General features: G+C 72.7%; 16 protein-coding genes and 1 tRNA gene. 5 read left to right on the top strand and 12 right to left on the bottom strand.

All coding sequences use genetic code 11. The features are described from left to right. Window positions 1–34 precede the first annotated feature (34 nt). Together BLW78_RS04365 and BLW78_RS04360 are read left to right on the top strand one after the other, a co-directional pair. The gene (locus BLW78_RS04365) at window positions 35–589 is read left to right on the top strand and encodes a tellurite resistance TerB family protein (RefSeq protein ID WP_091676961.1); all 555 of its coding nucleotides are present in this window, start codon (window positions 35–37) and stop codon (window positions 587–589) included. Window positions 590–666: 77 nt separating this feature from the next. Continuing rightward, window positions 667–1128, top strand: a complete 462-nt coding sequence (locus BLW78_RS04360) for an ABC transporter ATPase (RefSeq protein WP_091676959.1) — start codon at window positions 667–669, stop codon at window positions 1126–1128. A gap of 38 nt (window positions 1129–1166) precedes the next feature. Here BLW78_RS04360 and BLW78_RS04355 read toward each other — a convergent pair whose 3' ends face one another. Beyond that, entirely contained in the window at window positions 1167–2699 is a 1533-nt protein-coding gene (locus BLW78_RS04355) for an acyl-CoA carboxylase subunit beta (RefSeq protein WP_091676956.1), read from the bottom strand. A gap of 157 nt (window positions 2700–2856) precedes the next feature. After that, window positions 2857–2931 (bottom strand) — tRNA-Val (locus BLW78_RS04350). A 258-nt stretch (window positions 2932–3189) separates the two neighbouring features. Here BLW78_RS04350 and BLW78_RS04345 point away from each other — a divergent pair. Together BLW78_RS04345 and BLW78_RS04340 are read left to right on the top strand one after the other, a co-directional pair. Continuing rightward, the gene (locus BLW78_RS04345; protein WP_234082982.1) at window positions 3190–3531 is read left to right on the top strand and encodes an Rdx family protein; all 342 of its coding nucleotides are present in this window, start codon (window positions 3190–3192) and stop codon (window positions 3529–3531) included. 55 nt (window positions 3532–3586) lie between these two features. After that, window positions 3587–5803 (top strand): sensor histidine kinase, encoded by a 2217-nt coding sequence (locus tag BLW78_RS04340; RefSeq protein ID WP_091676953.1) that lies wholly within the window; start codon window positions 3587–3589, stop codon window positions 5801–5803. A 24-nt stretch (window positions 5804–5827) separates the two neighbouring features. On the opposite strand, the gene BLW78_RS04335 is transcribed toward BLW78_RS04340, so the two are convergent. The 8 genes from BLW78_RS04335 to BLW78_RS04300 are packed head-to-tail and all read right to left on the bottom strand — an operon-like array spanning window position 5828 to window position 17136. Beyond that, window positions 5828–6976 (bottom strand): ABC transporter permease, encoded by a 1149-nt coding sequence (locus BLW78_RS04335; protein WP_091676951.1) that lies wholly within the window; start codon window positions 6974–6976, stop codon window positions 5828–5830. Window positions 6977–6987: 11 nt separating this feature from the next. Further along, window positions 6988–8004, bottom strand: coding sequence for an ABC transporter permease (locus BLW78_RS04330; protein WP_020091976.1), 1017 nt, complete (start codon window positions 8002–8004; stop codon window positions 6988–6990). Next, window positions 8001–9968, bottom strand: a complete 1968-nt coding sequence (locus BLW78_RS04325; RefSeq protein ID WP_091676948.1) for an ABC transporter substrate-binding protein — start codon at window positions 9966–9968, stop codon at window positions 8001–8003. The genes BLW78_RS04330 and BLW78_RS04325 overlap by 4 nt, the downstream gene beginning before the upstream one ends. Next, window positions 9965–10831 (bottom strand): hypothetical protein, encoded by an 867-nt coding sequence (locus BLW78_RS04320; RefSeq protein ID WP_091676945.1) that lies wholly within the window; start codon window positions 10829–10831, stop codon window positions 9965–9967. The genes BLW78_RS04325 and BLW78_RS04320 overlap by 4 nt, the downstream gene beginning before the upstream one ends. Then, window positions 10831–12672, bottom strand: coding sequence for an ABC transporter ATP-binding protein (locus BLW78_RS04315; protein WP_026604759.1), 1842 nt, complete (start codon window positions 12670–12672; stop codon window positions 10831–10833). Before BLW78_RS04315 ends, BLW78_RS04320 begins: the two co-directional genes overlap by 1 nt. After that, entirely contained in the window at window positions 12669–14621 is a 1953-nt protein-coding gene (locus BLW78_RS04310; protein ID WP_091676943.1) for a glycosyltransferase, read from the bottom strand. Before BLW78_RS04310 ends, BLW78_RS04315 begins: the two co-directional genes overlap by 4 nt. Then, window positions 14609–15889: a glycosyltransferase family 4 protein gene (locus BLW78_RS04305; RefSeq protein WP_091676940.1), complete on the bottom strand. Its 1281-nt coding sequence runs from the start codon at window positions 15887–15889 to the stop codon at window positions 14609–14611. Before BLW78_RS04305 ends, BLW78_RS04310 begins: the two co-directional genes overlap by 13 nt. Further along, window positions 15886–17136 (bottom strand): glycosyltransferase family protein, encoded by a 1251-nt coding sequence (locus BLW78_RS04300; RefSeq protein ID WP_042669527.1) that lies wholly within the window; start codon window positions 17134–17136, stop codon window positions 15886–15888. The genes BLW78_RS04305 and BLW78_RS04300 overlap by 4 nt, the downstream gene beginning before the upstream one ends. A 148-nt stretch (window positions 17137–17284) precedes the next feature. Between BLW78_RS04300 and BLW78_RS04295 the strand changes: the two genes are divergently transcribed. Continuing rightward, the gene (locus tag BLW78_RS04295; RefSeq protein ID WP_091676937.1) at window positions 17285–18613 is read left to right on the top strand and encodes a glycosyltransferase family 87 protein; all 1329 of its coding nucleotides are present in this window, start codon (window positions 17285–17287) and stop codon (window positions 18611–18613) included. On the opposite strand, the gene BLW78_RS04290 is transcribed toward BLW78_RS04295, so the two are convergent. Together BLW78_RS04290 and crtD are read right to left on the bottom strand one after the other, a co-directional pair. Beyond that, window positions 18573–19433 carry a carotenoid 1,2-hydratase gene (locus tag BLW78_RS04290; protein WP_091676935.1) on the bottom strand — a complete coding sequence of 287 codons (861 nt, stop codon included), beginning with the start codon at window positions 19431–19433 and terminating at the stop codon, window positions 18573–18575. The genes BLW78_RS04295 and BLW78_RS04290 overlap by 41 nt on opposite strands. After that, window positions 19430–20965, bottom strand: a complete 1536-nt coding sequence (gene crtD, locus BLW78_RS04285; RefSeq protein WP_091677208.1) for a 1-hydroxycarotenoid 3,4-desaturase CrtD — start codon at window positions 20963–20965, stop codon at window positions 19430–19432. The genes BLW78_RS04290 and crtD overlap by 4 nt, the downstream gene beginning before the upstream one ends. Between the last annotated feature and the right edge of the window lie 73 nt (window positions 20966–21038).

Genomic DNA, 21038 nt, shown 5'->3' with positions numbered 1-21038 from the left:
GAGCGTCCCGCGTCGATTCGATCTGGGGACGCTCATGCCGATCCTGCTCGGCCTCATCGGGATCATCGTCGCGGGACTGTTCTGGATCTTGCGGACGCACGGGACCGTCAAGGGCCTGCAGGAGGTCAACCGGGACACGAAGGGGCTTCAGCGCCGCGCCGTCTCGACCTTCCAGAACCTCGTGGGGACGCCGTTGCAGCGCGTCCGCGATCCGCGCCTGGCGGCGGTGATCCTGATGATCCAGCTGGTCCGGACCGGCAGCCCCCTCACCGCCAGCGAGAAGACGCGGATCCTCGAATACATGGAGCGTCCGCTCGAGGTGGATCGGATCTCGGCAACCTTCGAACGGGCCTGGGGCTACACGCAGGCGCGTCTCCCGTTCTCGCAGGTCGCCGACGCCCTGGCGCCGCTGCTGCGCGACGCGCTGACGGTGTCCGAGCGGGGCGAGCTGATCGCGATGCTGACCCAGGTGGCCAGCGCGCATTCCCCGCCCAGCGAGTTGCAGCGGGAGGGCATCGCCCGCCTCAAGCGGCGCCTCCTCGTCGGCGAGGGACCCGTCCTGGTCAGGGGACGGGGCGAATCCGCCTGATCCGCATCGGGGTGGGGCGCGGCGCGCCGGAACGCCGCGCCGCTCGCCTTTCCGGACCGCCGCGCTACCTCGCGGGCATGCGCGCGCTCCTGCCTCTCCTCGTCTTCACCGCCCTCTCGGCCGGCGCCGGCCCCGTCCGGGCACAGTCCTGCGACGGGCTGGTCGACAAGGTCACGGCCGAGACGGCGGCCAAGACGGCCGAGCGCCGGAGCGACTACGCGAGCTTCACGGCCGGTCCGGACATGACCCTGACGCTGGCCTGCGGCGGGCCAAACCTGTCCTCTGTGGGCGCGCAGTTTCGCGGGGCGAACCCGCCCGACCGCTACTACGACCTGTTCGGGCAGGCCGGGCACGCGGTGACCGGCATCGACGCCGCCGTGATCACCGAGGCCGCGCACCGGGCCCAGGCGACGGCCACGAAGCTCAGGCACAGCAACGTCGATCTCGGCGGGGCCCGGGTCACCTGCTCGGCGATGGTGTCGCCCGACAAGGGCCCGCTGACGCTGTGCGCGGTGATCGAGAACAGCAACCGCAGCTGAGACCGGCGGCGGCGCGGCCGCCGGCCCGTGCGCCCGCCTCAGAGCGGGATGTTGTCGTGCTTCTTCCAGGGCTGCTCCATCTTCTTGGTGCGAAGCATCCCGAGGGCCTTGGCGATCCGGCGGCGGGTCGAATGCGGCATGATCACCTCGTCGATGTAGCCGCGCTCGGCCGCCACGAAGGGCGAGAGGAACCGGTCCTCGTACTCGCCGGTGCGCGCCGCGATCTTCTCCGGGTCGCCGATCTCGCTGCGGAAGATGATCTCGACCGCGCCCTTCGCGCCCATCACGGCGATCTGCGCCGTCGGCCACGCGTAGTTCACGTCCGCGCCGACGTGCTTCGACGCCATGACGTCGTAGGCGCCGCCGAAGGCCTTGCGGGTGATGATCGTGACCAGCGGCACCGTCGCCTGCGAGTAGGCGAAGAGCAGCTTGGCGCCGTGCTTGATCAGGCCGCCGTATTCCTGCGCCGTGCCCGGCAGGAAGCCCGGCACGTCCACGAAGGTGACGATCGGGATGCCGAAGGCGTCGCAGTAGCGCACGAAGCGCGCGGCTTTCCGCGAGGCGTCCGAATCGAGCACGCCCGCGAGCACCAGCGGCTGGTTGGCCACGAAACCGACGGTCCGGCCCTCGATCCGGCCGAACCCGGTGATGATGTTGCGCGCGTAGGCGGACTGGATCTCGAAGAAGTCGCCCTCGTCCACCACGCGGCGGATCAGCTCGCCCATGTCGTAGGGCTTGTTCGGGTTGTCCGGGATCAGCGTGTCGAGGGACGCGTCGATCCGATTGACGTCGTCGAAGCTCTCCAGCTCCGGCACGCCGTCGATGTTGTTCGCCGGAAGGAAGTCGAGGAGGCGGCGGATCTGGAGGATCGCCTCGACGTCGTTCTCGAAGGACCCGTCGGCGATCGACGACTTGGTGGTGTGGACCTTGGCGCCGCCGAGTTCCTCGGCGGTCACGACCTCGTTGGTGACGGTCTTCACCACGTCGGGGCCGGTCACGAACATGTAGCTCGTGTCGCGAACCATGAAGATGAAGTCGGTCATGGCCGGCGAGTAGACGTCGCCGCCCGCGCAGGGACCCATGATCACCGAGATCTGCGGGATGACGCCCGAGGCCATGACGTTGCGGCGGAACACCTCGCCGTAGCCGCCGAGAGCCGCGACGCCCTCCTGGATGCGCGCGCCGCCGGCGTCGAAGATACCGATGATCGGGGCGCGCATCTTCAGCGCCATGTCCTGAACCTTCACGATCTTCTGGGCATGCGCCTCGGACAGCGAGCCGCCGAACACCGTGAAGTCCTTCGAGAAGAGGAAGACCGTGCGGCCGTTGATCGTGCCCCAGCCGGTCACGACGCCGTCGCCGGGGATCTTCTGCTTCTCCATGCCGAAATCGGTGGAGCGGTGCTGCACGAACATGTCGAACTCCTCGAACGACCCGTGGTCGAGGAGGAGTTCGATGCGCTCGCGCGCCGTCAGCTTGCCGCGCTGGTGCTGGGCCTCGACGCGCTTCTCACCGCCGCCGAGCCGGGCCTGCGCCCGCCGCTCTTCGAGCTTGTCGAGGATGTCCTTCATGGTTGTTCCCGCCCTTCCCCTGCCTGTGACCTGCGACCCGGATCGGGCCGGGTCCAAGCTTATGCGTTCACCGATCGAGCGCCCTTAGCACGCGCTTTTCGGGTGGCAAACCGACGCGGGGAGCCGCGGGATCAGACCTTCGGGGGATAGGGGATGATGGTGGACGGTGCAGGGATCGAACCTGCGACCTTTCCCGTGTGAAGGGAACGCACTACCGCTGTGCTAACCGTCCGTACCGGCGTGCCGCCTGAGCGCACGCCATCGCCGCTCGCCCGTGGGGGCGCCGCGACCCGGTGGCGGGCCTTCTAGAGCGCGGCGGGCCGCGACGTCAAGCGCGGCCGGCGATGTTGGCCGACAGCCGGACGATCGTTCGAGCAGGCGTCCAACTACGCACCGCACTCGGCTGAGCGCCGCCGTCGCCGGCCCGGGGCACGCCGACGTGCGCGTGCGTGAGGTTGACAAGGGCGCCGGCCCGGTGCGCTGTGCGGGCATGCACGATGGGCCAGCGGGCGCGAAGCCCGGCAGCGACGTGACGGTGGAGGGCGCGGCGAGGCCAGGACGGCCGCGCGTCGCGATCACGTACTGCACCCAGTGCAACTGGCTGCTGCGCTCCGCCTGGATGGCGCAGGAACTCCTCTCGACGTTTCGCGATGATCTGGGCGAGGTCGCCCTCGTCCCGGCCACGGGGGGCGCTTTCAACATCCAACTGGACGGGGTGCTCCTGTGGGAACGGGTGCGCGACGGCGGTTTCCCGGACGTGAAGGCGCTGAAGCAGCGCGTGCGCGACCACCTCGACCCGACACGCGATCTCGGTCATATCGACCGGTCATGAGGCGAGGGAACGGCGACGAGCCCGCGTGGCACCGCGGGCCGGGGACGGACCCCGCTTGAGTCCGGACCATCACGCCGAGGGCGCGGGCGTCCCCGCGGTGATTCCCGCGCGCCGTTCCTGGCTGTCGCGGCGGCTGCACCGCTTCGGGCGAAACGGCTTCTCGACCCAGGTCTACCTGATCGCGCTGGTGATCGCGCTGATCGGCCCCGGCCTGCTGTTCACCAGCATCCTGCTGATGCGCTACGCCTCCGCCGAGCGGGCGCGGTTCGAGCAGGACGCCCGCGAGAACGTGCGCGGCATCGGCCTGTCCCTGGACCGCGACACCGCCGGCCTCGTGTCGGTGCTGCAGACTCTGGCGACCTCACCGCGGATCCGGCAGGGCGACTTCGAGGCGTTCGACGCCCAGGCGCGCCTCGTCCGCGAATCGATCGACCTGGACGTGCTCCTGCGCCGGCCCAACGGGCAAGAGATGGTGAATACCGGCGTGCCGCGCGGCGCGCCGATGCCGATCGTGACGCTACCCTTCGACCAGGATCTGGCCCGCGGGACGCAGCGCGCCATGGTGAGCGGCTACGTGCCGGGCCCGACGCCGAGCGAGGCCACCTACGCGGTCGGCGTGCCCGTGATGGTCGACGGCGAGGTCGGCTATATCCTGAGCTTCACCGTCCCCTTGTCGCGTCTGCAGGGCATCCTGTCCCGGGAGGTCGTCCCGGGCTGGACGACGGGGATCAGCGACAGGTCGGGCATCGTCCTGGCGCGCCTGCCCGATCCCGAGGCGGTGGTCGGCAAGCAGCGCCTCGCCAGCCTCCGCCAGGTGCAGTCGTCGACGCCCGGGGTCTGGGAGGGCCAGGATCGCCAGCACAAGCCGGTGGTGGTGATCGAGGCGCGCTCGCGGCTCACCGGCTGGATGGTCGCGACCAGCATCCCGCAGGCCCTCGTCGACGCGCGGGTGCGGCGCTGGATCTGGGCCTTCGCGGGCTTCGGCCTGCTGGTGCTGGCCACCTCGTCGCTCCTGGCGGTGAACCTCTGGTCGCGGGTCTCGCGCCCCCTCCGGCTGCTGGCCGCTTCGGGGCCTGCCCTGGCCCGGGGCGAGGCGATCCCGCGCGTGTCGTCGCCGATCCACGAGATTCAGCGGCTCGGCGTCGTGCTGTCGGAGGCGTCTCTCCGGCTGCGCACCCGGGAGGAGGAGCGCGACCGTGCACTCGCCGAGACAAAGCGCGGCCTGAGCGCCCTGAGCGAGTCCGAGGCGCGCTTCCGGCACATGGCCGATTCGGCGCCGGCCCTGATCTGGATGACCGACGAGACCGGCGCGGTCAGCTTCGCCAACCTCCATTTCGAGCACCTGTTCGGGCTGCCGGCCGCACGGTTCAACGACGACGGCTGGCACCAGATCGTGCATCCCGACGACCTGGAGAATTTCCGCAGCGCCTTCACGGAGGCGTTCGAGGCCCGGATCCCGTTCCGCACGGAGGCGCGGGTGATCGACCGGACGGGCGCGGTGCGCTGGCTCCAGTGCGAGGGCGTGCCGCGGCTCGACGACGCCCAGAACTTCCTGGGCTACACCGGCTGCAACATCGACATCACCGACACGAAGAACGCCGAGGAGCACCTCCTGCTCCTGATCCACGAGTTGAACCACCGGGTGAAGAACACCCTGGCGACGGTGCAGTCGATCGCGGCCCAGTCGCTGCGCGGGCTGGAAGGCGCCGAGGCCGACGCGGCGCGCGCCGCCTTCGAGGCGCGCCTCCTCGCCCTGGCGCGGGTGCACGACGTGCTGACCCGGGAGAGCTGGGAGGGGGCGGAACTCTCAGCCGTTGTAGCGGACGCGATCCGGCCGCTGGAGGCCGGCGACGGCCGGGCCTCGCGGTTCCAGGTTCAGGGACCGGCCCTGCGGCTGCCGCCGCGGCTCGCGCTGTCCATCGCCATGGCCCTGCACGAGCTCGGCACGAACGCCGTGAAGTACGGCGCGCTCTCGACCGAGGGCGGCACGGTCGAGATCGCCTGGACGGTGCGGCGACTGGACGAGATGCAGCTCTCGCTCCGTTGGTCCGAGCGCGGCGGCCCGCCGGTGAAGAAGCCGACGCGGACCGGATTCGGCTCGCGCCTGATCGAGCGCAGTCTGGCGCGCGAGCTCGCCGGCGAGGTGGTGCTGAGCTACGAGCCGACCGGCGTGGTGTGCACCATCGACGCCCCGGTGCCGTCGCCGGGCCTCCTCGAGCGCAAGGGCGTCGCCGCCCCGACGCGGATCGCGCCGCTGCCGCTGGCCGGGTAGGCCACACGGCGCGGCGCGCGCCCCTCAGTGGTACGGGTCGGCAGCGTCGCGCAGGCCGTCGCCCATGAAGTTGAAGGCGAGCACCGTCACCAGCACGGGCAGGACCGGCAGGAGCAGCCAGGGGTAGAGCTGCACCGCCGCGAGATTCTGCGCCTCGTTGAGCAGCACGCCCCAGCTGGTCACCGGCGATCTGAGTCCGAGGCCCAGGAACGACAGGGCGGTCTCGCCGAGGATCATGGTCGGGATCGACAGCGTCGCCGACGCGATCAGGTGGCTCATGAAGTTCGGGATCAGGTGACGGCCGATCACCCGGGTCGGCGAGGCGCCCATCAGCTCGGCGGCCTGGACGAAATCCTCCTCCCGCAGCGCCAAGAGCTTCCCGCGCACCGCCCGCGCGAGCCCCGGCCAGTCGAGCAGGCCGAGGATCACCGTGATGCCGAAGAAGATCAGCAGCGGGCTCCAGTTCGGCGGCAGCGCCGCCGACAGGGCGAGCCAGAGCGGCAGCTCCGGCAGGGAGCGCACCACCTCGATCAGCCGCTGCACCCCGGCATCGACGACGCCGCCGAAATAGCCCGCGATGCCGCCGAAGAAGAGCCCGAGCGCGAACGAGATGGCGACGCCCACGAGGCCGATGGTGAGGGAGATCCGGGCCCCGTAGATCATGCGCGAGAACAGGTCACGCCCGAGCTTGTCGGTGCCGAGGAGGAACAGCGTGCCGTTCTCCGGCGGGCAGACGAGGTGCAGGTCGGTGCGGACGAGCCCCAGCCAGTCGTAGCCGTCGCCCCGGCAGAGGAAGCGCAGCGGCTGCGGGGCGGCGGCGTCCACCTTGTAGTCCCGGCGGAACGTGTCGAGGTCGAGATGGGCCCGGTAGGGATAGACGAACGGCCCGACGAAGCGGCCCTCGTGGAACAGGTGCACGCCCTGTGGCGGCGCGTAGAGGAAGTCGCCGTTGCGGCGGGCCTGTCCATAGGGCGCGAGCTGCTCGACGAACGGCACGGTCGCGTAGAGCGCGAGCAGGATCAGGGCCGAGGCCACGGCGAGGCGGTGGCGCAGGAACTTGCGGAGGATGAGCCGCCACGCGGAGGCCGTGGCGACCGGGCTCTCGGTCCGGGCCTCCGGCTCGAAGGGCGCCGGATCGACGAAGTGTCCGGATGCGGGCAGCGCGTCGGTCATCGCGGGGCGAGTCATCGCAGGCCCATGCGGATGCGCGGATCGAGCCAGACCAGGATCAGGTCCGAGATCAGCATGCCGACGAGGGTGAGGGCCGCGACGAACATCAGGATGAACCCGGCCATGAACTGGTCCTGGCTGCGCAGGGCCTCGAGGAGCAGCGGCCCGACGGTCGGCAGGCTGAGCACCAGGGAGACCAGCACCGACCCCGAGACGAGGTGCGGGAGCAGGTTGCCGATATCCGCGACGAACGGGTTGAGCGACATCCGGAACGGGTATTTCAGCAGCGCCTGCAGGGGCGGCAGGCCTTTGGCGCGGGCGGTCACCGTGTAGGGCTTGGCCAGCTCGTCGAGCAGGTTGGCGCGCATGCGCCGGATCATGGCCGCGGTGCCGCCGAGGCCGATCACCAGCGTCGGCACGATCAGGTGCGCCATGAGCGAGCGGACCTTCTCCCAGGTCCAGGGCTGGTTGGTGAGGGCCGAATCGTAGAGGCCGCCGATCGACAGCCCGAACCACCGGTTGGCGTAGAACAGCAGGATCAGGGCGAGCAGGAAGCCCGGCACCGCGAGGCCGACATAGCCCAGCAGGGTGACGACGGCGTCGCCGAGCGTGTTCCGGTGCGTCGCGGAGTAGATCGCCGCCGGGATCGCCACGAGGTGGACGAACACCACCGCCGTGAGGTTGATCAGCAGGGTCAGCCACAGGGCGTCGCCGACGACGTCCGCCACCGGCTTGTCGTACTCGAACGACCAGCCCCAGTCGCCCTGGAGCAGCCCGGAGAACCCGACCGATCCGGGCAGCACGCCGATCCACATCAGGTACTGCTGCCAGACCGGCCGATCGAGCCCGTACTGCTTGATGAGCAGCTCCGCCTTCGCCACGGAGCTCGCGTCGCCGGTGGCCCGCAGCTCCATGATCCGGTTGGTCAGGTAGTCGCCCGGCGGCAGCTTGATGATCACGAAGACGAGCGCCGAGATGACCAGCAGCGTCACCGCCATCGTGACGACGCGGCGGAGGATCTGGACGATCACCGGGCCTCCGCGCGCTTGTCGGCGCCGGTTTCGGTGCCCTTGTCCCAGAACAGCTCGTCGAGGCGCTGCACGCCGATCATCGCGGTGGGCTCCCAGGAATAGAGGGCGCGCTTCGGGAGGTTGATCAGGCGATCGGCGCCGACCACCGGCTGGAGCGCGCCCGCCACTGTGCCGATCACCCAGGTGTTGTGCGCGTGGTTCATCAGCATCTCGCGCCAGATCGCGGCCTGCCGGCCGGCATCGTCGGTGTGGCGCCACTCCCGGTCGAGCTCGATGAGGCGCTGGACCTCCGGTACGTCGCAGGGCTCGCCGCTCTTGCCGCGGCTCTCGACGTTCATGCTCCACAGCGGCCAGGAATAATGCTCCGGCTGGGCCGGACTCAGCTCGGTCGGGGGCATGATCGCGGTCGGGACGGCGAGGTCGAGGCCCTGGGCGGCGACCATGACGGTCACGCCCGCGATCGAGCGCCGGTGCAGGTTCGTGCGCTCCTGCGGCTTGGTGATCAGGCGGATCCCGACCTCGCGCCAGAACTCCGTGATGAGCAGCAGCGCGTCGAGGACCATCTCGGCCTCGCCGTCGCTCTCCACCACCAGCTCCAGGGCGCGACCGCCCGGGAGCAGCCGCGTGCCAGAACCGTCGCGGGCCGTCAGCCCGATCTCGTCCAGCAGCTTGGCGGCCCGGGCCGGGTCGTAGGCGGCGTTGAGGGTCCGCATCTCGGGCTCGAACAGCGCGCTCTCCGGCACGATCGTGTCGTTGCCCTCTGTGCCCAGGCCGAACAGGAGCGTGTTGTTGAGGGTGCGCCGATCGATGGCGAGCGACAAGGCGTGCCGGTAACGCGCGTCGCGGTTGAGCTGCCGCCACGCCGGATCCGTCGTGGTCAGGTTCGGGTAGAGCGCGATCTCCGAGCCGCGGGCCACGGGCCACAGGTTGGTGCGGTAGCGATGCGCCGCCTCACCCTCCTTGAGGCTCGGGATGTCGGGCATCATCAGCCCGCGGAACATCAGGTCGGCCTCGCCGGCATTGGTCTTGGCGACCAAGAGGCCCTGCGAGGCCACGTCCATCACGATCGAATCGACGTAGGGGAGCTGCGTGCCGGCCGTGTCGACCCGGTGGTAGCTGCGGTTGCGCTCGAACCGGAACCGGGTGGCCGGCGAGCGGGTCCGCGGGACCCAGCCCTGCAGGGTCGGGCAGTCCGGGTTGTTGAGCTCGTAATTGTCGTCGAGGCGATTGTGCAGGGCCGCCCAGCTGCGGAGCTTCAGCGCCTTGGCCTTCGCGTCGGCCGCTTCCTTGCCGACGTAGCGGGCGTGGTACGGCTTGAGATAGTGCGACGGCCGGTAGATCAGCGGGTCGCGCGGTGCCGCCAGGGCCGGCAGGAACATCGGGTTCGGCCGGTCCCAGCTGTAGCGGACGGTGACCGGATCGAGGAATTCCACCTCCGGGAGCTTGCCGTCGACCCGGAAGAAGGCCGCGGGCCCGTCGGGGCTCAGGGCCTTCTCGTTGGCGACATCCTCCCAGTAGTAGCGGAAATCCTCCGCGGTGAACGGGTGTCCGTCCGACCAGCGGTGGCCCTGGCGGAGCGTGAACGTGAAGCGGCCGCCCTCAACGTCGACGCGCTCCAGCACGTCGGGCCGCAGGTTGAGGTCGGCATCGTAGCCGACGAGGCGGGTGTAGCCGTAGACCGACAGGTAGCGGACGTCCCGCGCCTTCGCGATCAAAGTGCGGATCGTGCCGCCCGCGCTGCCGAGGCGGCGTCCGTGGGCGGCGAGGTCGGCCACGTAGGGGGTGGTCGGCGGGCCGGGCGCGTCGGCCGGCGGGGTGTCGGCGAAGGCCCGCGACGGCGCGCGCGACCAGATCAGGCTGGCGCCGAGCCCGGCGAGCAGGGCGCGGCGGGACACGGTGCTGTCGTTCCCGCCCCGCAGCGGGAGAGCGGACGCGGTGCCGTCCTGAATGTCCCAGGCCTTCATGAGCTGCCCCGCAACGTCACGGAGGTGAGCCGGGCGGGCGAGTAGCCGGTCGCCCTGTGCAGGTCGTCGAAGGCGTGGGACCGTGCGATCAGCCCGGCGGCCTGCCGCACCAGGGCGTCGTCGGCCGGCTGCTCGAAATGGCGGCCGTTCCGCGTCCACCGGATCGGCTCCGGGCTGCGCTCGGGCCCGGTGATCATCGCGATGGTCGGGTGCGCGGGGCCGCCATGGGCGTGGATCCGGTGCCCGGCCGCGTCGTCGTCGAACAGCAGCCGGGTCAGACCGCGCGCCCGCGCCTCCACGACCCGCCGGCCCTGGGCGACGTGGTCGTCGAAGAACGCCACCGTTCGCGCCGGGTCGAGCATGGACCAGTCGGCGGTCGACCAATCCGCCGTGCTGTAGCGGGCCTGCCGGTCGCGGTACTGCAGGCCCGACAGGTCCGGATCGTGGCAGAAGATCTGCGCCTGCGGGCGGGCCTGCCGGATCACCCAGGTCGTGAGCCCGCGGAAGACGCCCGATTCGATCACGAAGTCGGGCTTCAGCGCCCGCATGGCGACGTAGAGCTGCAGCGCGCCGTTGAAGCCGCTGCCGCCGCGCCGCTGCCGGACGGGGGCGGTGGGTATCAGCGCCCAGAATGCCCGGACCTGCTCCAGCACGTCGCCGTCGGGGACGAGGCCGGCGGCGGCGAGATCGCGTTCCAGGATGGCGGCGGCCGATTCGAGCAGGGTGGCGACTTCGCGCGGCGAGGTCGGCCGGTGGGTCCAGTCGGGGGCGGCCGGGACGAGGTCGTAGCCCAGGCGGTCGAAGAACGGCGACAGCACCTTGCGGCGCAGGCGCTCCAGCATCACGGGCGGCCGGGCCTGCATCACGCGGCCTCCGCGCTGTGGGCGGCGCTGAAGCGCACCCGGTGTCCGGTCTCGACCGGACGCATCGCCCCGGCCTCGTCGGGGGCCAGGCGGAACGGCTCCTCCCAGCGGGTCGGGTCGTTGCGGTCGGAGGCGACGGCCGCGAAGTCGAGGGGATGGTCCAGGCTCGGGTCGGGCACGGCGGCGAGCAGCGCCCGCGTGTAGGGATGGACGGGCCGGCGGAACAGGGCCGCGCGGGGCGCCTCCTCCACGATGCGGCCCCGGCACATCACGCTGATCGTGTCCGCCATGTAGTCGATCACTGCCAGATTGTGGGAAACGATGAGGTAGGAGAGGCCCAGGGCGGCCTGGAGATCCTTGAGCAGGTTCAGGATCTGCGCCTGGACCGAGACGTCGAGGGCCGAGACCGGCTCGTCGAGCACCAGCAGCCGCGGCTTCGGGGCGAGCGCACGGGCGATCCCGATGCGCTGCCGCTGCCCGCCCGAGAAGGCGTGCGGGTACCGGCCGAGACCGCTGGGCTCCAGGCCGACCATGGCCATCAGGGCGCGGCAGCGCTCCCGCCGCTCCGCCGCCGGGACGCCGTGGATCTCCATCGGCTCCGACAGGATCTGCCGGACGGTCATGCGCGGATCGAGGGACGCGTAGGGGTCCTGGAACACGAACTGGACCGTGCGGCGATAGGCGAAGAGGGCGTCGCCGCTCAGGCCGTGGACGTCCCGCGGGCCGCTGCCGTCGTCGAACAGGATCCGCCCGGAATCCGGCCGGAGCGCCCGCATGATCATCTTCGAGACCGTGGTCTTGCCCGACCCGGACTCGCCGACGAGCCCCAGCGTCTGGCCCGCCGCCAAACTCAAGGAGACGTCGGACACGGCGTGGACGATCCGCGGCTTCTGCCACAGCCGACCGGCGCGCAGCGTGAAGCTCTTGCTCACCCCCTCCACCTGCAGGATCGGCCCGGCCAGGGGCGCGGGCGCCTGGCCGGGCGGGATCTCGGCCTTGGCCGGGCGGATCGGTGTGAGCCGCTCGCCGGGCGCCATGTCGAAGCGCGGCACCGCGTGGAGGAGCGCGCGGAGATAGGCGTGGCCCGGCGCGCGCATCACCGTGTCGCGCGGGCCCGCCTCGACGAGGCGTCCGCGGTAGAGGACGGCGACGTCGTGGGCGATGTTGGCGACCACGCCGAGGTCGTGGGTGATCAGCAGGATCGCCATCCCGGTCTCCTCCTGGAGCCGGGCCAGCAGGGCGAGGATCTGGGCCTGGGTGGTGACGTCGAGCGCGGTGGTCGGCTCGTCGGCGACGAGGAGGGCGGGTTTCAGGATCAGCGCCATGGCGATCATGGCGCGCTGGCGCAGGCCGCCGGACAGCTCAAACGGGTAGGTCCGCAGGGCGCGGTGCGGGTCCGGGAAGCCGACCCGGGCCAGCGCCCCCTCGGTCCGGGCATCGGCCTCCTTGCGGTCGGCCCCGGTGTGGATGCGCAGCGCCTCGCCGATCTGGTCGCCCACCGTGTGGAGCGGTGACAGGCAGGTCATGGGCTCCTGGAAGATCATGGCGATGCGCTGGCCACGGATCGCCCGCATCGCCTCGCCCTCGGAGGGGAGCCGCGCGATGTCGGCCTCGACCTCGCCGTCCCGGAACAGGATCTGACCGCGGGTGATGGCGGCGGAGGGCGGCAGGATCCGCAGAATCGCCTGGGCGGTCACCGACTTGCCCGAACCGGACTCGCCGACCAGGGCGAGGGTGCGGCCGCGGTGAACGTCGAGGGACAGGCCGTGCAGCGCCTCGAACGGACCGCTCTCCGTGCGGAACGCGACCGCGAGGTCGCGGATGGACAATAGCGGGCTCAACCCGTCCTCGCGATCTGTGAGACCTGAGACTTAGATGCCGCCGGCCCCTTGTCCATCGCGGACGCGCCGAAGTGCGCCCGAACATCCACGACCTGTATCGCCGGGTGCCGCAGGAGGTTGGCCACCAGCGCGCCGACGAAGTCCCAGACGGCCTCGTCGTGGACGCGGTGGTGCGTCAGCAGGCCGAGCGGCCGCTCCGGCGCGCCCGCGATGTCGGCGGCGAGGCCGCGCAGCAGGGCTTCCGGATCGCGCAGGGACCGGCTGCCCCGCCAGTCGATCGGATCGAGGGTGGCATCGAGCCGGCGCAGACCCGGGATCGGCGGGCCGGGCACGGCCGAGAGGCCGCGATAGCCGAGATCCGGCAGGGCGGCGGCGAGTTCCGGCGCGACGCGGTTCCACGGCGGTACGAAGACAGGCAGCAGCGAGCCTTCCGGCAGACGCTGCCGGGCGATCCGGAGGCCGGCAGCGGCGTCGGCGATCAGGGTGTCGAGCGGGCGGTGCGCGCCGAACTCGGCCCGCTTCTCGCCCGGCGGGGCGTGGTTGTGGTGGGCGAGGCCGTGGACGGCGACGGATACACCGGCAGCCGCTTCGAGCCGCCGCGGCAGCGAGGCGTCGATGCCGGCCGGGATCGCGGCGAGGAGCAGCGGGACGCCGTGGTGCTCGGCGAGACCGATGAGGCGGTCGAGGTCCGGACCGCCCGCGACCGCGTCGTCGTCGCGCCAGAACAGCGGCACGCGCAGGCCCCGCGCCGCGACGGCGTCGAGAGCACGGCGGAGAGCGTCGAGGGCCGGCTCGGCCGGCTTAGCCCGGACGGGGCGCGATCGCTCGCCCCCGCGGAGGGATTCGACCAGCGCGACCGTGCGCGCTGCGCCGTCCCGATCGATCCCGTGATCGCCGGGCGCGGGGAGGACGCCCCGCGCCGCGATGGCCTGCACCAGGGTCCCGGGCGTCAGCTCCGATTCCGGCAGCACCCGGGCGAGGCCCCGGGCGGCGAGGCGCTCGGCGCGCAGGCGCTGCTCGGTCTCGCCGCCGGCCTCGAAGGGCACGAGGACAGCGGGTGTGCCGGTGGCGAGGAGATCGACGGCCGTGTTGTAGCCGCACTGGCTGACCGACAGGGCGGCGCCGGCCAGGAGCGCGCGATAGTCCGGCTGGGCGCGACCGAGTATGCCGGGCGCGAGACCGTGACCGATCTCGGACAGCTCGGCCTCGGGGACGCCGTGGCCGGCCAGGATCCGCCAGCCGAGATCCGGCCGAAGCCGGGCGGCGCCTGCGGCCGCGCGCAGCAGGACCAGCCCGGCCGGTCCGGATCCGGCGGCGACCACCACGCCGGAGCGGCGCGAGGCCGGCGCGGGCACGGTCCCCTCGTCCACGTAGCCGGTGTAACGCACCTTCGCGGCGGTGGCCGCGTCGAGGGGCCACGAGGCCTCGAGGGGGATCAGGGCCGGGTCGCCGTGCACCAGCACGGCGTCGTAGAGGTCCGCCACACGCGCGTGCGCCTGGGCGATCCGCTCCGGCTTGGTCGAGGCCACGAGGACGTCGCGCACGGAGGCGAGGACGAGCGGGCGCGGTCGCCGGGCGCGGGCCGCGTCCACCAGGGCGAGGAACTCGGCCGCCAGGGCGCGCCGGCCGAACGGGAACAGCTCGGTGATCACCGCGTCCGGCTCGAAGGCCGCCAGGGTGTCGACCATCAGGGCCCGGCGGCGTTCGAGGAGCGCCGGCCCGGCCGGGCTTCCGTCGGGGTCCAGCAGCGTCGAGAAGTCCGTGCCGGCGATCCGGAGCGGCGGCAGCTGCACGCGGCGCAGCCCGTCATGTCGGACCATCGGTGCCGGGACGCCGCCCGAGACCAGCATCGTCTCGTGGCCGGCCGCCGCGAAGGCGCGGGCGATGGCGGCCGCGCGGGTGAGGTGCCCCGCACCGAGCAGATGCGTGACCGCGATCAGGACGCGCACGCGGACAACTCCGATTCGCGGGCGGCCGCGCCCTGCGGCAGACCCGCGGACGCGCGCAGCCGGCCGGCGATCAGCGCGATCGCCGCTTCCTCGGAGAAGTCCTGCACGAGCCGGGCCAGGGCCGCCGCGCCGAGCCGCTGACGGAGGCCCGGATCGCCCGCAAGACGGACCAGGGCCTCGGCCAGCGCCGCCGGCTCGCCGGGCGGGGTCAGGACGCCGTGGACACCGTCGGTGATGAATTCTGGCGTGCCGGCGAAGGCGGTCGCCAGGATCGGCAGCGCCTGGCTCGCGGCCTCCATCAGCACGTTCGGCAGGCCGTCGCGATCGCCGCCGGGGGCGGGCTTCGTCGGCAGGACGAAGAGGTCCGCCGCGCGCATGGCCTCGACCACCGCGGGCTGCGCCAGGGCGCCGCGGAAGCGGACCCGCTCCGCCACGCCGCAGGCAGCGACCCGGGCCTCCAGGGCTTCGCGCCGCTCGCCGCTGCCGATCAGGTCGAGCCGCCAGTGCAGGTGCGCGGGCAGGGCGGCGAGGGCGTCGATGAGGTCGTCGTGCCCCTTCTTGGCGACGAGCCGGCCGACACAGAGGAGCCGGAGGGGGCGGTCCGGGTCCGTCCCGTCGCGCGGCTCGCGCGGCGGCGGCGCGTCGGGGAACCGGGCGAGATCGAGCCCGTGATAGGCGAGCAGCGTCCGGCCCGGGGCGAGGCTGTCGAGCCGGGCGAGGCCGTCACGGGTGCAGGTCACGCCCCATTCGGCGTCGCGCAGCTTCTCGGCCAGTTCCCAGTCGGGCGTGGTCCAGATGTCCTTGGCGTGCGCCGAGAAGCTCCACCGGCGCCCGGTCAGGAGCGCGGCGTAGCGGGCGACGCTGGCCGGCGTGTGCAGGAAGTGCACGTGGATATGGGCGACCTCGGCCGGCAATTCCCGGGCGAGGACCAGGGCCTGCCCGAGGCGCCGCAGCCGCGACGCCGTCGGGTCGCGCCGGAGATCGCGGGCGAACAGCGCCAGGAGCGCGGGCAGGTTCGGCCGCCGGAGCGCGGCGCCGAGGCCCCGGAGCACCCGCAGCGGCGCGTCGCGCAGGTACTCGGGCAGGTAGGCGGCCTCCGCGCGGATCTGCGCGTGCATCGGATGGCGGGCCCGATCGGTCGGGCGCCGGAGGGACCAGATCTCGAGAGCCAGGCCGCACCGTTCCAGCGCCAGCAACTCCTGCGCGATGAAGGTCTCGGAGAGCCGCGGATAGCCCTTCAGCACCACGGCGACCCGCTTGGTGCTCACGAATAGGCCTGCAGGTACGGCCGGGCCGCGACGTCTGCGCCGCCGCGGGCGGTCAGCGCCCGGACGCGACGCGCGACCGCGTCGAGGCCGTCCAGGAGACCCGGCACCAGAACCCGCGACGGCGGGTCCTGTCCCGGCAGGTCGCGGAGCGCCGCCGCCATGCGCCCGGGCGCCCGGCCTTCCGCCTCCATCAGCACCCGCGCGAGGCCGAGCCGCTCGGCCGCCAGCGCCCGGATCGCCTGTTCCCGCCGCGGCTCGGTCCGGGGCACGAGGATCGCCCGGCGGTCGAAGGACAGGATCTCGCAGAACGTGTTGTAGCCCCCCATGGCGACGACGCCGGCCGCCTTGCGCATCAGGAACTCGATCTCGCTGTCGAAGGTGATGGCCGCGATCCGGTCGCCGAGGCGGCGGATGCGCGCCATGAACCCGTCGCGGATGCCGGCGTCGAGGAAGGGACCGAAGGCGATGAGCGCGGGGAGGGGGATCGCGGGATCGGCCTCGTAGGCGGCGATCACCCAGTCGATCAGGGCCGCCCCGTCGCCGCCGCCGCCCGGCGTCACCAGGATGAAGGGGCCGTTCGCGATCGGGGGCTCCTCGCGGCCGGCGCGGCGCTCCGGGAGGTCGCGGCGGAGATAGCCGGTGTAGATCAGGCGCCCGTCGATGCGGGCGGCCATCTCGGGCTCCATCGGCAGCGCCGCCAGGGGCTCGTGGATCCGGCTCAGCCCGTACACCCAGATCTCGTCGTAGAAGCGCGCCATCGTCTCGGCCGCGCCCTTGCGCTCCCATTCGGGGACGAGGCGGTCGGCGTCGTCGAGGACGTCGCGCAGGCCCAGGACGAGGCGGATGTCGCGGGCCGCGGCCTTCTCCAGCACCGGCAGCAACTCGCCGTGGAAGCCGGCCGGTTCCTTGTCGACGATGATCAGGTCGGGCCGGAAGGCGTCGCAGGCCTGGGCGATGATCGCGGAACGCTGCGCGACGGTGCGCGCCAGCGGGGTCGCGCCGTCGAGGCTGGCATAGCCGCCGTCGGCGAACTTGGTCACCGGCGGCAGCCTGACCGTCCGGACGCCCGCGGCGAAGGCGAAGCGGTCGACCACGGGCGAGCCCGAGACGATCATCGCCCGGGCGCCGCGGTTGCACGCCACGATCGCGTTGGCGATCGCCCGCGAGCGGCGCAGATGGCCGAGCCCGAAGGTATCGTGGCTGTAGATCAGGACGCGCGGGGCCGGAGACGCCTCGTCCAGTCGCATCGATGTGATCGCCCCGGTTTGACGGCGCGAGGATCGCAGCCGCCGCCCTCTTGCACAAGCCGGGCCGGGCCGCAAACACCCCTGTTAACGGGCCCGGAACCGCGCGCGCCTAGGCTGCCGCGGAATCCGGACGCGGAAATCCTCCGTCATGCCTGCGCCCCTCCACACCCGTGCGCCGGGCTCACCCTCAGCACGCGCCGCCGCGCTCCGGTCGGATCTCGCGCATCTCCTGAGCAGCGATGACCGGCTGTTCGCCTTCGGCCGGCGGGCGGCCTGGGTGCTGGTCCCGCTCGGCCTCGCCCTGGTCCTCCTCGTCTACGGGACCGGCCCGGACCCGCGGCGCAACTGGTACGGCGACCCCCTCGGCAACGACTTCGTCCAGGTCTGGGTGGCGGGCCGCTCGGCGCTGGAGGGGCGGGGAGCGGACCCCTACGACCTGCCGGTGCACCTGGCGAACCTGAAGGCGGCCTGCGGGCAGGCGTGCCGGTTCGCGTGGCACTATCCCCCGGTGTTCCTCCTGCCGGCGGCCGCGATGGCACTGCTGGATCTGCAGCCGGCCTACCTGCTCTGGACCGCGCTCTCCCTCGCCCTGTTCGCGCTCGCGATGCGGGTCGCGGCCGGCCGGCGGGACGCGGCCCTCGTCGCGCTCGCGCACCCGCTCGTGCTCTGCAACCTCGTCTACGGCCAGAACGGCCTGTTCACCGCGTCGCTGCTGACCCTCGGCGCGGTGCTCGTCGATCGCCGACCGTGGCTCGCCGGGCTCTGCTTCGGCCTGCTGGCCTACAAGCCGCACTTCGCGGCGCTCGCCCCCCTGCTCCTGCTGGTGACGGGACGGCGCGCGTGCCTGGCCGCCTGCGCGTCGACGGTGCTGGCCCTCTGCCTCGCGTCGCTGGCGCTGTTCGGGACGGCGCCCTGGACCGGCTTCCTCGGCACGCTCGGGGACACGAACCGGATCATCCTGCAGAACGCGGCGGCGAGCCTCAACCTCAACGCCAGCGCGTTCGGCGCGGTGCGCCTGCTCGGCGGCTCGATGGCCGCCGCCTGGACGGCGCAGGGTCTCGTCGCCGTACTGGCGCTCGGCCTCGCCTGCCGCGCCTGGTCCCGGCCCACAGACCCGACGCTGCGCGCGGCCGCGCTCCTCGTCTCCGCGCCGCTGCTGTCACCGTACCTCCCGGTCTACGACCTGGCGCCCCTCGTACCGGCCGTGCTCCTCCTGGCGCTCGCCGCGCACCGCGCCGGCGGCCTGCGGCCGCGCGAGCGGGCCCTGCTCTGCGCGGTGCCGCTCTTCGCGGTCGTCCGGGAGGCGGCCGCGCTGACCGGCTTCCCCCTCGGCCTCGTGCTGAGCATGGCGACCTTCGCCTGCATCGCGGAGCGCGTCATGCCGCGGAGCGTCACCCCGAGCCGACGGCGATCCGGGACGGGGGGCGCCGAGGCCCTCACGGAGCCAGCGGCCGCGGGATCCGGAAGGGCAGCATGAGTCGCACCATCGGGTTGCGGAACCGGTCGAGCGACAGGCTCTCGTGCACGGCCCGGACCGGCTCGCCGCCCAGGGTCGAGGCGAGCAGCGAGCGGGCGTAGAACGGCGTGTCCTCGTAGGTCGCGAGCACCCGCGAGCGGCCGCCGTCGCTGCGGGTCTCGCGCGGCATCCGCCAGAAGCGCGTCGCCGGGAGCGCCGCGCCGGGCGGCGGCCGGATCTCGCGGCGGCTGCCGTCCGCGGAGAACCGGAGCGACAGGTTCTGGCCACCGCCGTCGCGGTGATGGACGTCGTAGAGGATCGCCGCGCCGTCCGGCAGGTCGGCCCGGCACCATGTCCACCGCGAGAAGGCGGCCTCCAGCGGTTCGTCGCCGTCGTTGGTGTCGAAGTAGCCGCTCCCGCTCCAGCGAAGGTTCGGCGCGTCGAAATCCACCTCGACCCGCGAGGAGGGCGACATCGGCCACCAGCGGTGGCGCCCGGCCCGGTCGAGATGGAACGGGCCGCCCGTGAACCCGCGCGGTTCGAGACGCACGGTGCCGCGGATCCTCCGGGGCAGGGGCGCGCCGCGCTCGTCGATCCGCACCGTCAGCGCCGTGCCGTCCCAGTGCATGGCGCTGGGTCCGACGGCAATGTGGTCGGCGCTGCGCGACAGGCTGGCGGCGCGGCGCTCGGTCATGGCGAAGCGGCCGCGGTCGCCGTAGAGCACCACGTTCATGGCGCAGTGGGCGAAGGGGTCCTTCTCGGCGCTCCAAGCGTAGTAGGGCGAGAACACGCTGCCGATGAACGCGATGATCGTGAGGCCCTGGCGGCCGTCGTCGCTCACCGCATCGACGTACCACCACGCGTAGCCGCCCCGCGCGACCGCGCCATCGAATCGCGGTCGTCCAGGATCGCTGCCGCTGCCAGCCGCCCCGACTGCGCCGCCATCGGCACGCCCGGGCCGGGATGGATCGAGCCCCCCGCGAGATAGAGGCCCGGCACCGCCGTCCGCGCGCCCGCGCGCTTGAAGGTCGTCGCCCATCCCTGTGCCGCCCGACCGTAGAGGGCTCCGCCCGTCCCGGGGAAGAGGGCGTCGAAATCCCGCGGCGTCGTCGTGACCGCCGACGACGTGAAGTCCAGGGTGAGCCCGCAGGCCTCCAGCCGGCGGATCAGGTTCCTCTCGCATCTCTCGATCTCCGGCGGCTGAAGGGGGCGCTCCCGGCCATCCGCCGGAGCGTTGACGAGCAGGAGCAGGCGTTCCGGCCCCCGCGGCGCGGCGCCCGCCGCGTCCCGGTCCTGGGCACAGACGTAGACGGTCGGGTCATCGGGCAGGCGGCGGGCGCGCAGGAGCGCGTCGAACTCGGCCCGGTAGTCGCGCGAGAAGAACACCGTGTGGTGCGCCAGCGGGAAACCCGCCGGCACCGCCTCCGCGCAGAGCGTGACCGCGGAGAGCGAGCGCTCGCCGGGCGCGAGCCGCTCGCCGGCGGCGGCCGCATCGGGCCCGAGCAGCCCCGCCCCCAGGGCCGCGCAGTCCGCGTTGCAGACGACGTAGTCGGCGGCCACAGTCGTGCCGTCGCTCAGGCGCACGCCGGTGACGCGGCCGCCGTCCGCGAGGATTTGCGCGACCTCCGCGCCGTACCGAAAGGTCGCGCCGCGCTCCGCCGCCAGATCGGCCACCGCCCGCGCGAGGCCGCTGAGCCCTCCCGCGACGGTCCAGACGCCGGCCTGCTCCACGTGGGCGACGAGCATCAGCGTCGCCGGTGCCGTGAAGGGCGAGGCGCCGCAATAGGTGGCGTAGCGGCCGAACAGCTGGAGCAGCCGCGGGTCGCGAAAGTACGCCCCCAGCGCCGACCAGAGCGTCGTGAAGGGCTGGATCCGCCAGAGATCGCCGAGGCCCGAGAGCCCGACCCGCTGCGCGAGGCCGGCGGGACCCGTCCGGCCCTCGCGGATGAAGGGCCCTTCGAGGGTGCGGTAGACCTCTGCGGAGCGGGCGCAGAAGCGCCGGTAGCCGTCCGCCTCGCGCGGTCCCGCGAAGGCCGCGATCGCGTCCGCCGACGCGTCGATATCGGCGAAGAGGTCGAGACGCTCGTCCCGGCTCCAGGCATGACGGGCGAGGAGCCTCGCCGGTGACAGGGCGACCCGGTCGCCGAGATCCGCCCCGCACTCGGCGAACAGCTCCTCGAGAACCCAGCGCATCGTGAAGACGGTCGGACCGGCCTCGACGGCGCGGTCCCCGACCGGGACGGCGCGCATCTTCCCGCCGGGCTGCGGCGCGCGCTCGAGGATTGTCGTCTCGAAGCCGGCATGGGCGAGCCGCAGGGCGGCGGCGAGGCCACCGATCCCGGCACCGATCACGACGACGCGCTCCTGCGCCACGGCCGCTCCGAACTCCCCCACCACGGGATTGATCTCCCCTCCGCAAAGTGTCAATAAGAAATGACACCTGTTG

Origin of the sequence: Methylobacterium sp. 275MFSha3.1 (genome assembly GCF_900108435.1) — a bacterium.
In the GTDB taxonomy this organism is placed as follows: domain Bacteria; phylum Pseudomonadota; class Alphaproteobacteria; order Rhizobiales; family Beijerinckiaceae; genus Methylobacterium.
Note: the sequence above shows the minus strand (reverse complement) of the source record. Positions and strands in the feature narration are given on the sequence as shown.

What these genes read in the sequence shown, in the direction of transcription:
- BLW78_RS04365 (WP_091676961.1), top strand. Translation starts at nt 35, where the DNA reads ATGCCGATCCTGCTCGGCCTCATCGGGATCATCGTCGCGGGACTGTTC.
- BLW78_RS04360 (WP_091676959.1), top strand. Translation starts at nt 667, where the DNA reads ATGCGCGCGCTCCTGCCTCTCCTCGTCTTCACCGCCCTCTCGGCCGGC.
- BLW78_RS04355 (WP_091676956.1), bottom strand. Translation starts at nt 2,699, where the DNA reads ATGAAGGACATCCTCGACAAGCTCGAAGAGCGGCGGGCGCAGGCCCGG.
- BLW78_RS04345 (WP_234082982.1), top strand. Translation starts at nt 3,190, where the DNA reads ATGCACGATGGGCCAGCGGGCGCGAAGCCCGGCAGCGACGTGACGGTG.
- BLW78_RS04335 (WP_091676951.1), bottom strand. Translation starts at nt 6,976, where the DNA reads ATGACCGACGCGCTGCCCGCATCCGGACACTTCGTCGATCCGGCGCCC.
- BLW78_RS04325 (WP_091676948.1), bottom strand. Translation starts at nt 9,968, where the DNA reads ATGAAGGCCTGGGACATTCAGGACGGCACCGCGTCCGCTCTCCCGCTG.
- BLW78_RS04320 (WP_091676945.1), bottom strand. Translation starts at nt 10,831, where the DNA reads ATGCAGGCCCGGCCGCCCGTGATGCTGGAGCGCCTGCGCCGCAAGGTG.
- BLW78_RS04300 (WP_042669527.1), bottom strand. Translation starts at nt 17,136, where the DNA reads ATGCGACTGGACGAGGCGTCTCCGGCCCCGCGCGTCCTGATCTACAGC.
- BLW78_RS04295 (WP_091676937.1), top strand. Translation starts at nt 17,285, where the DNA reads ATGCCTGCGCCCCTCCACACCCGTGCGCCGGGCTCACCCTCAGCACGC.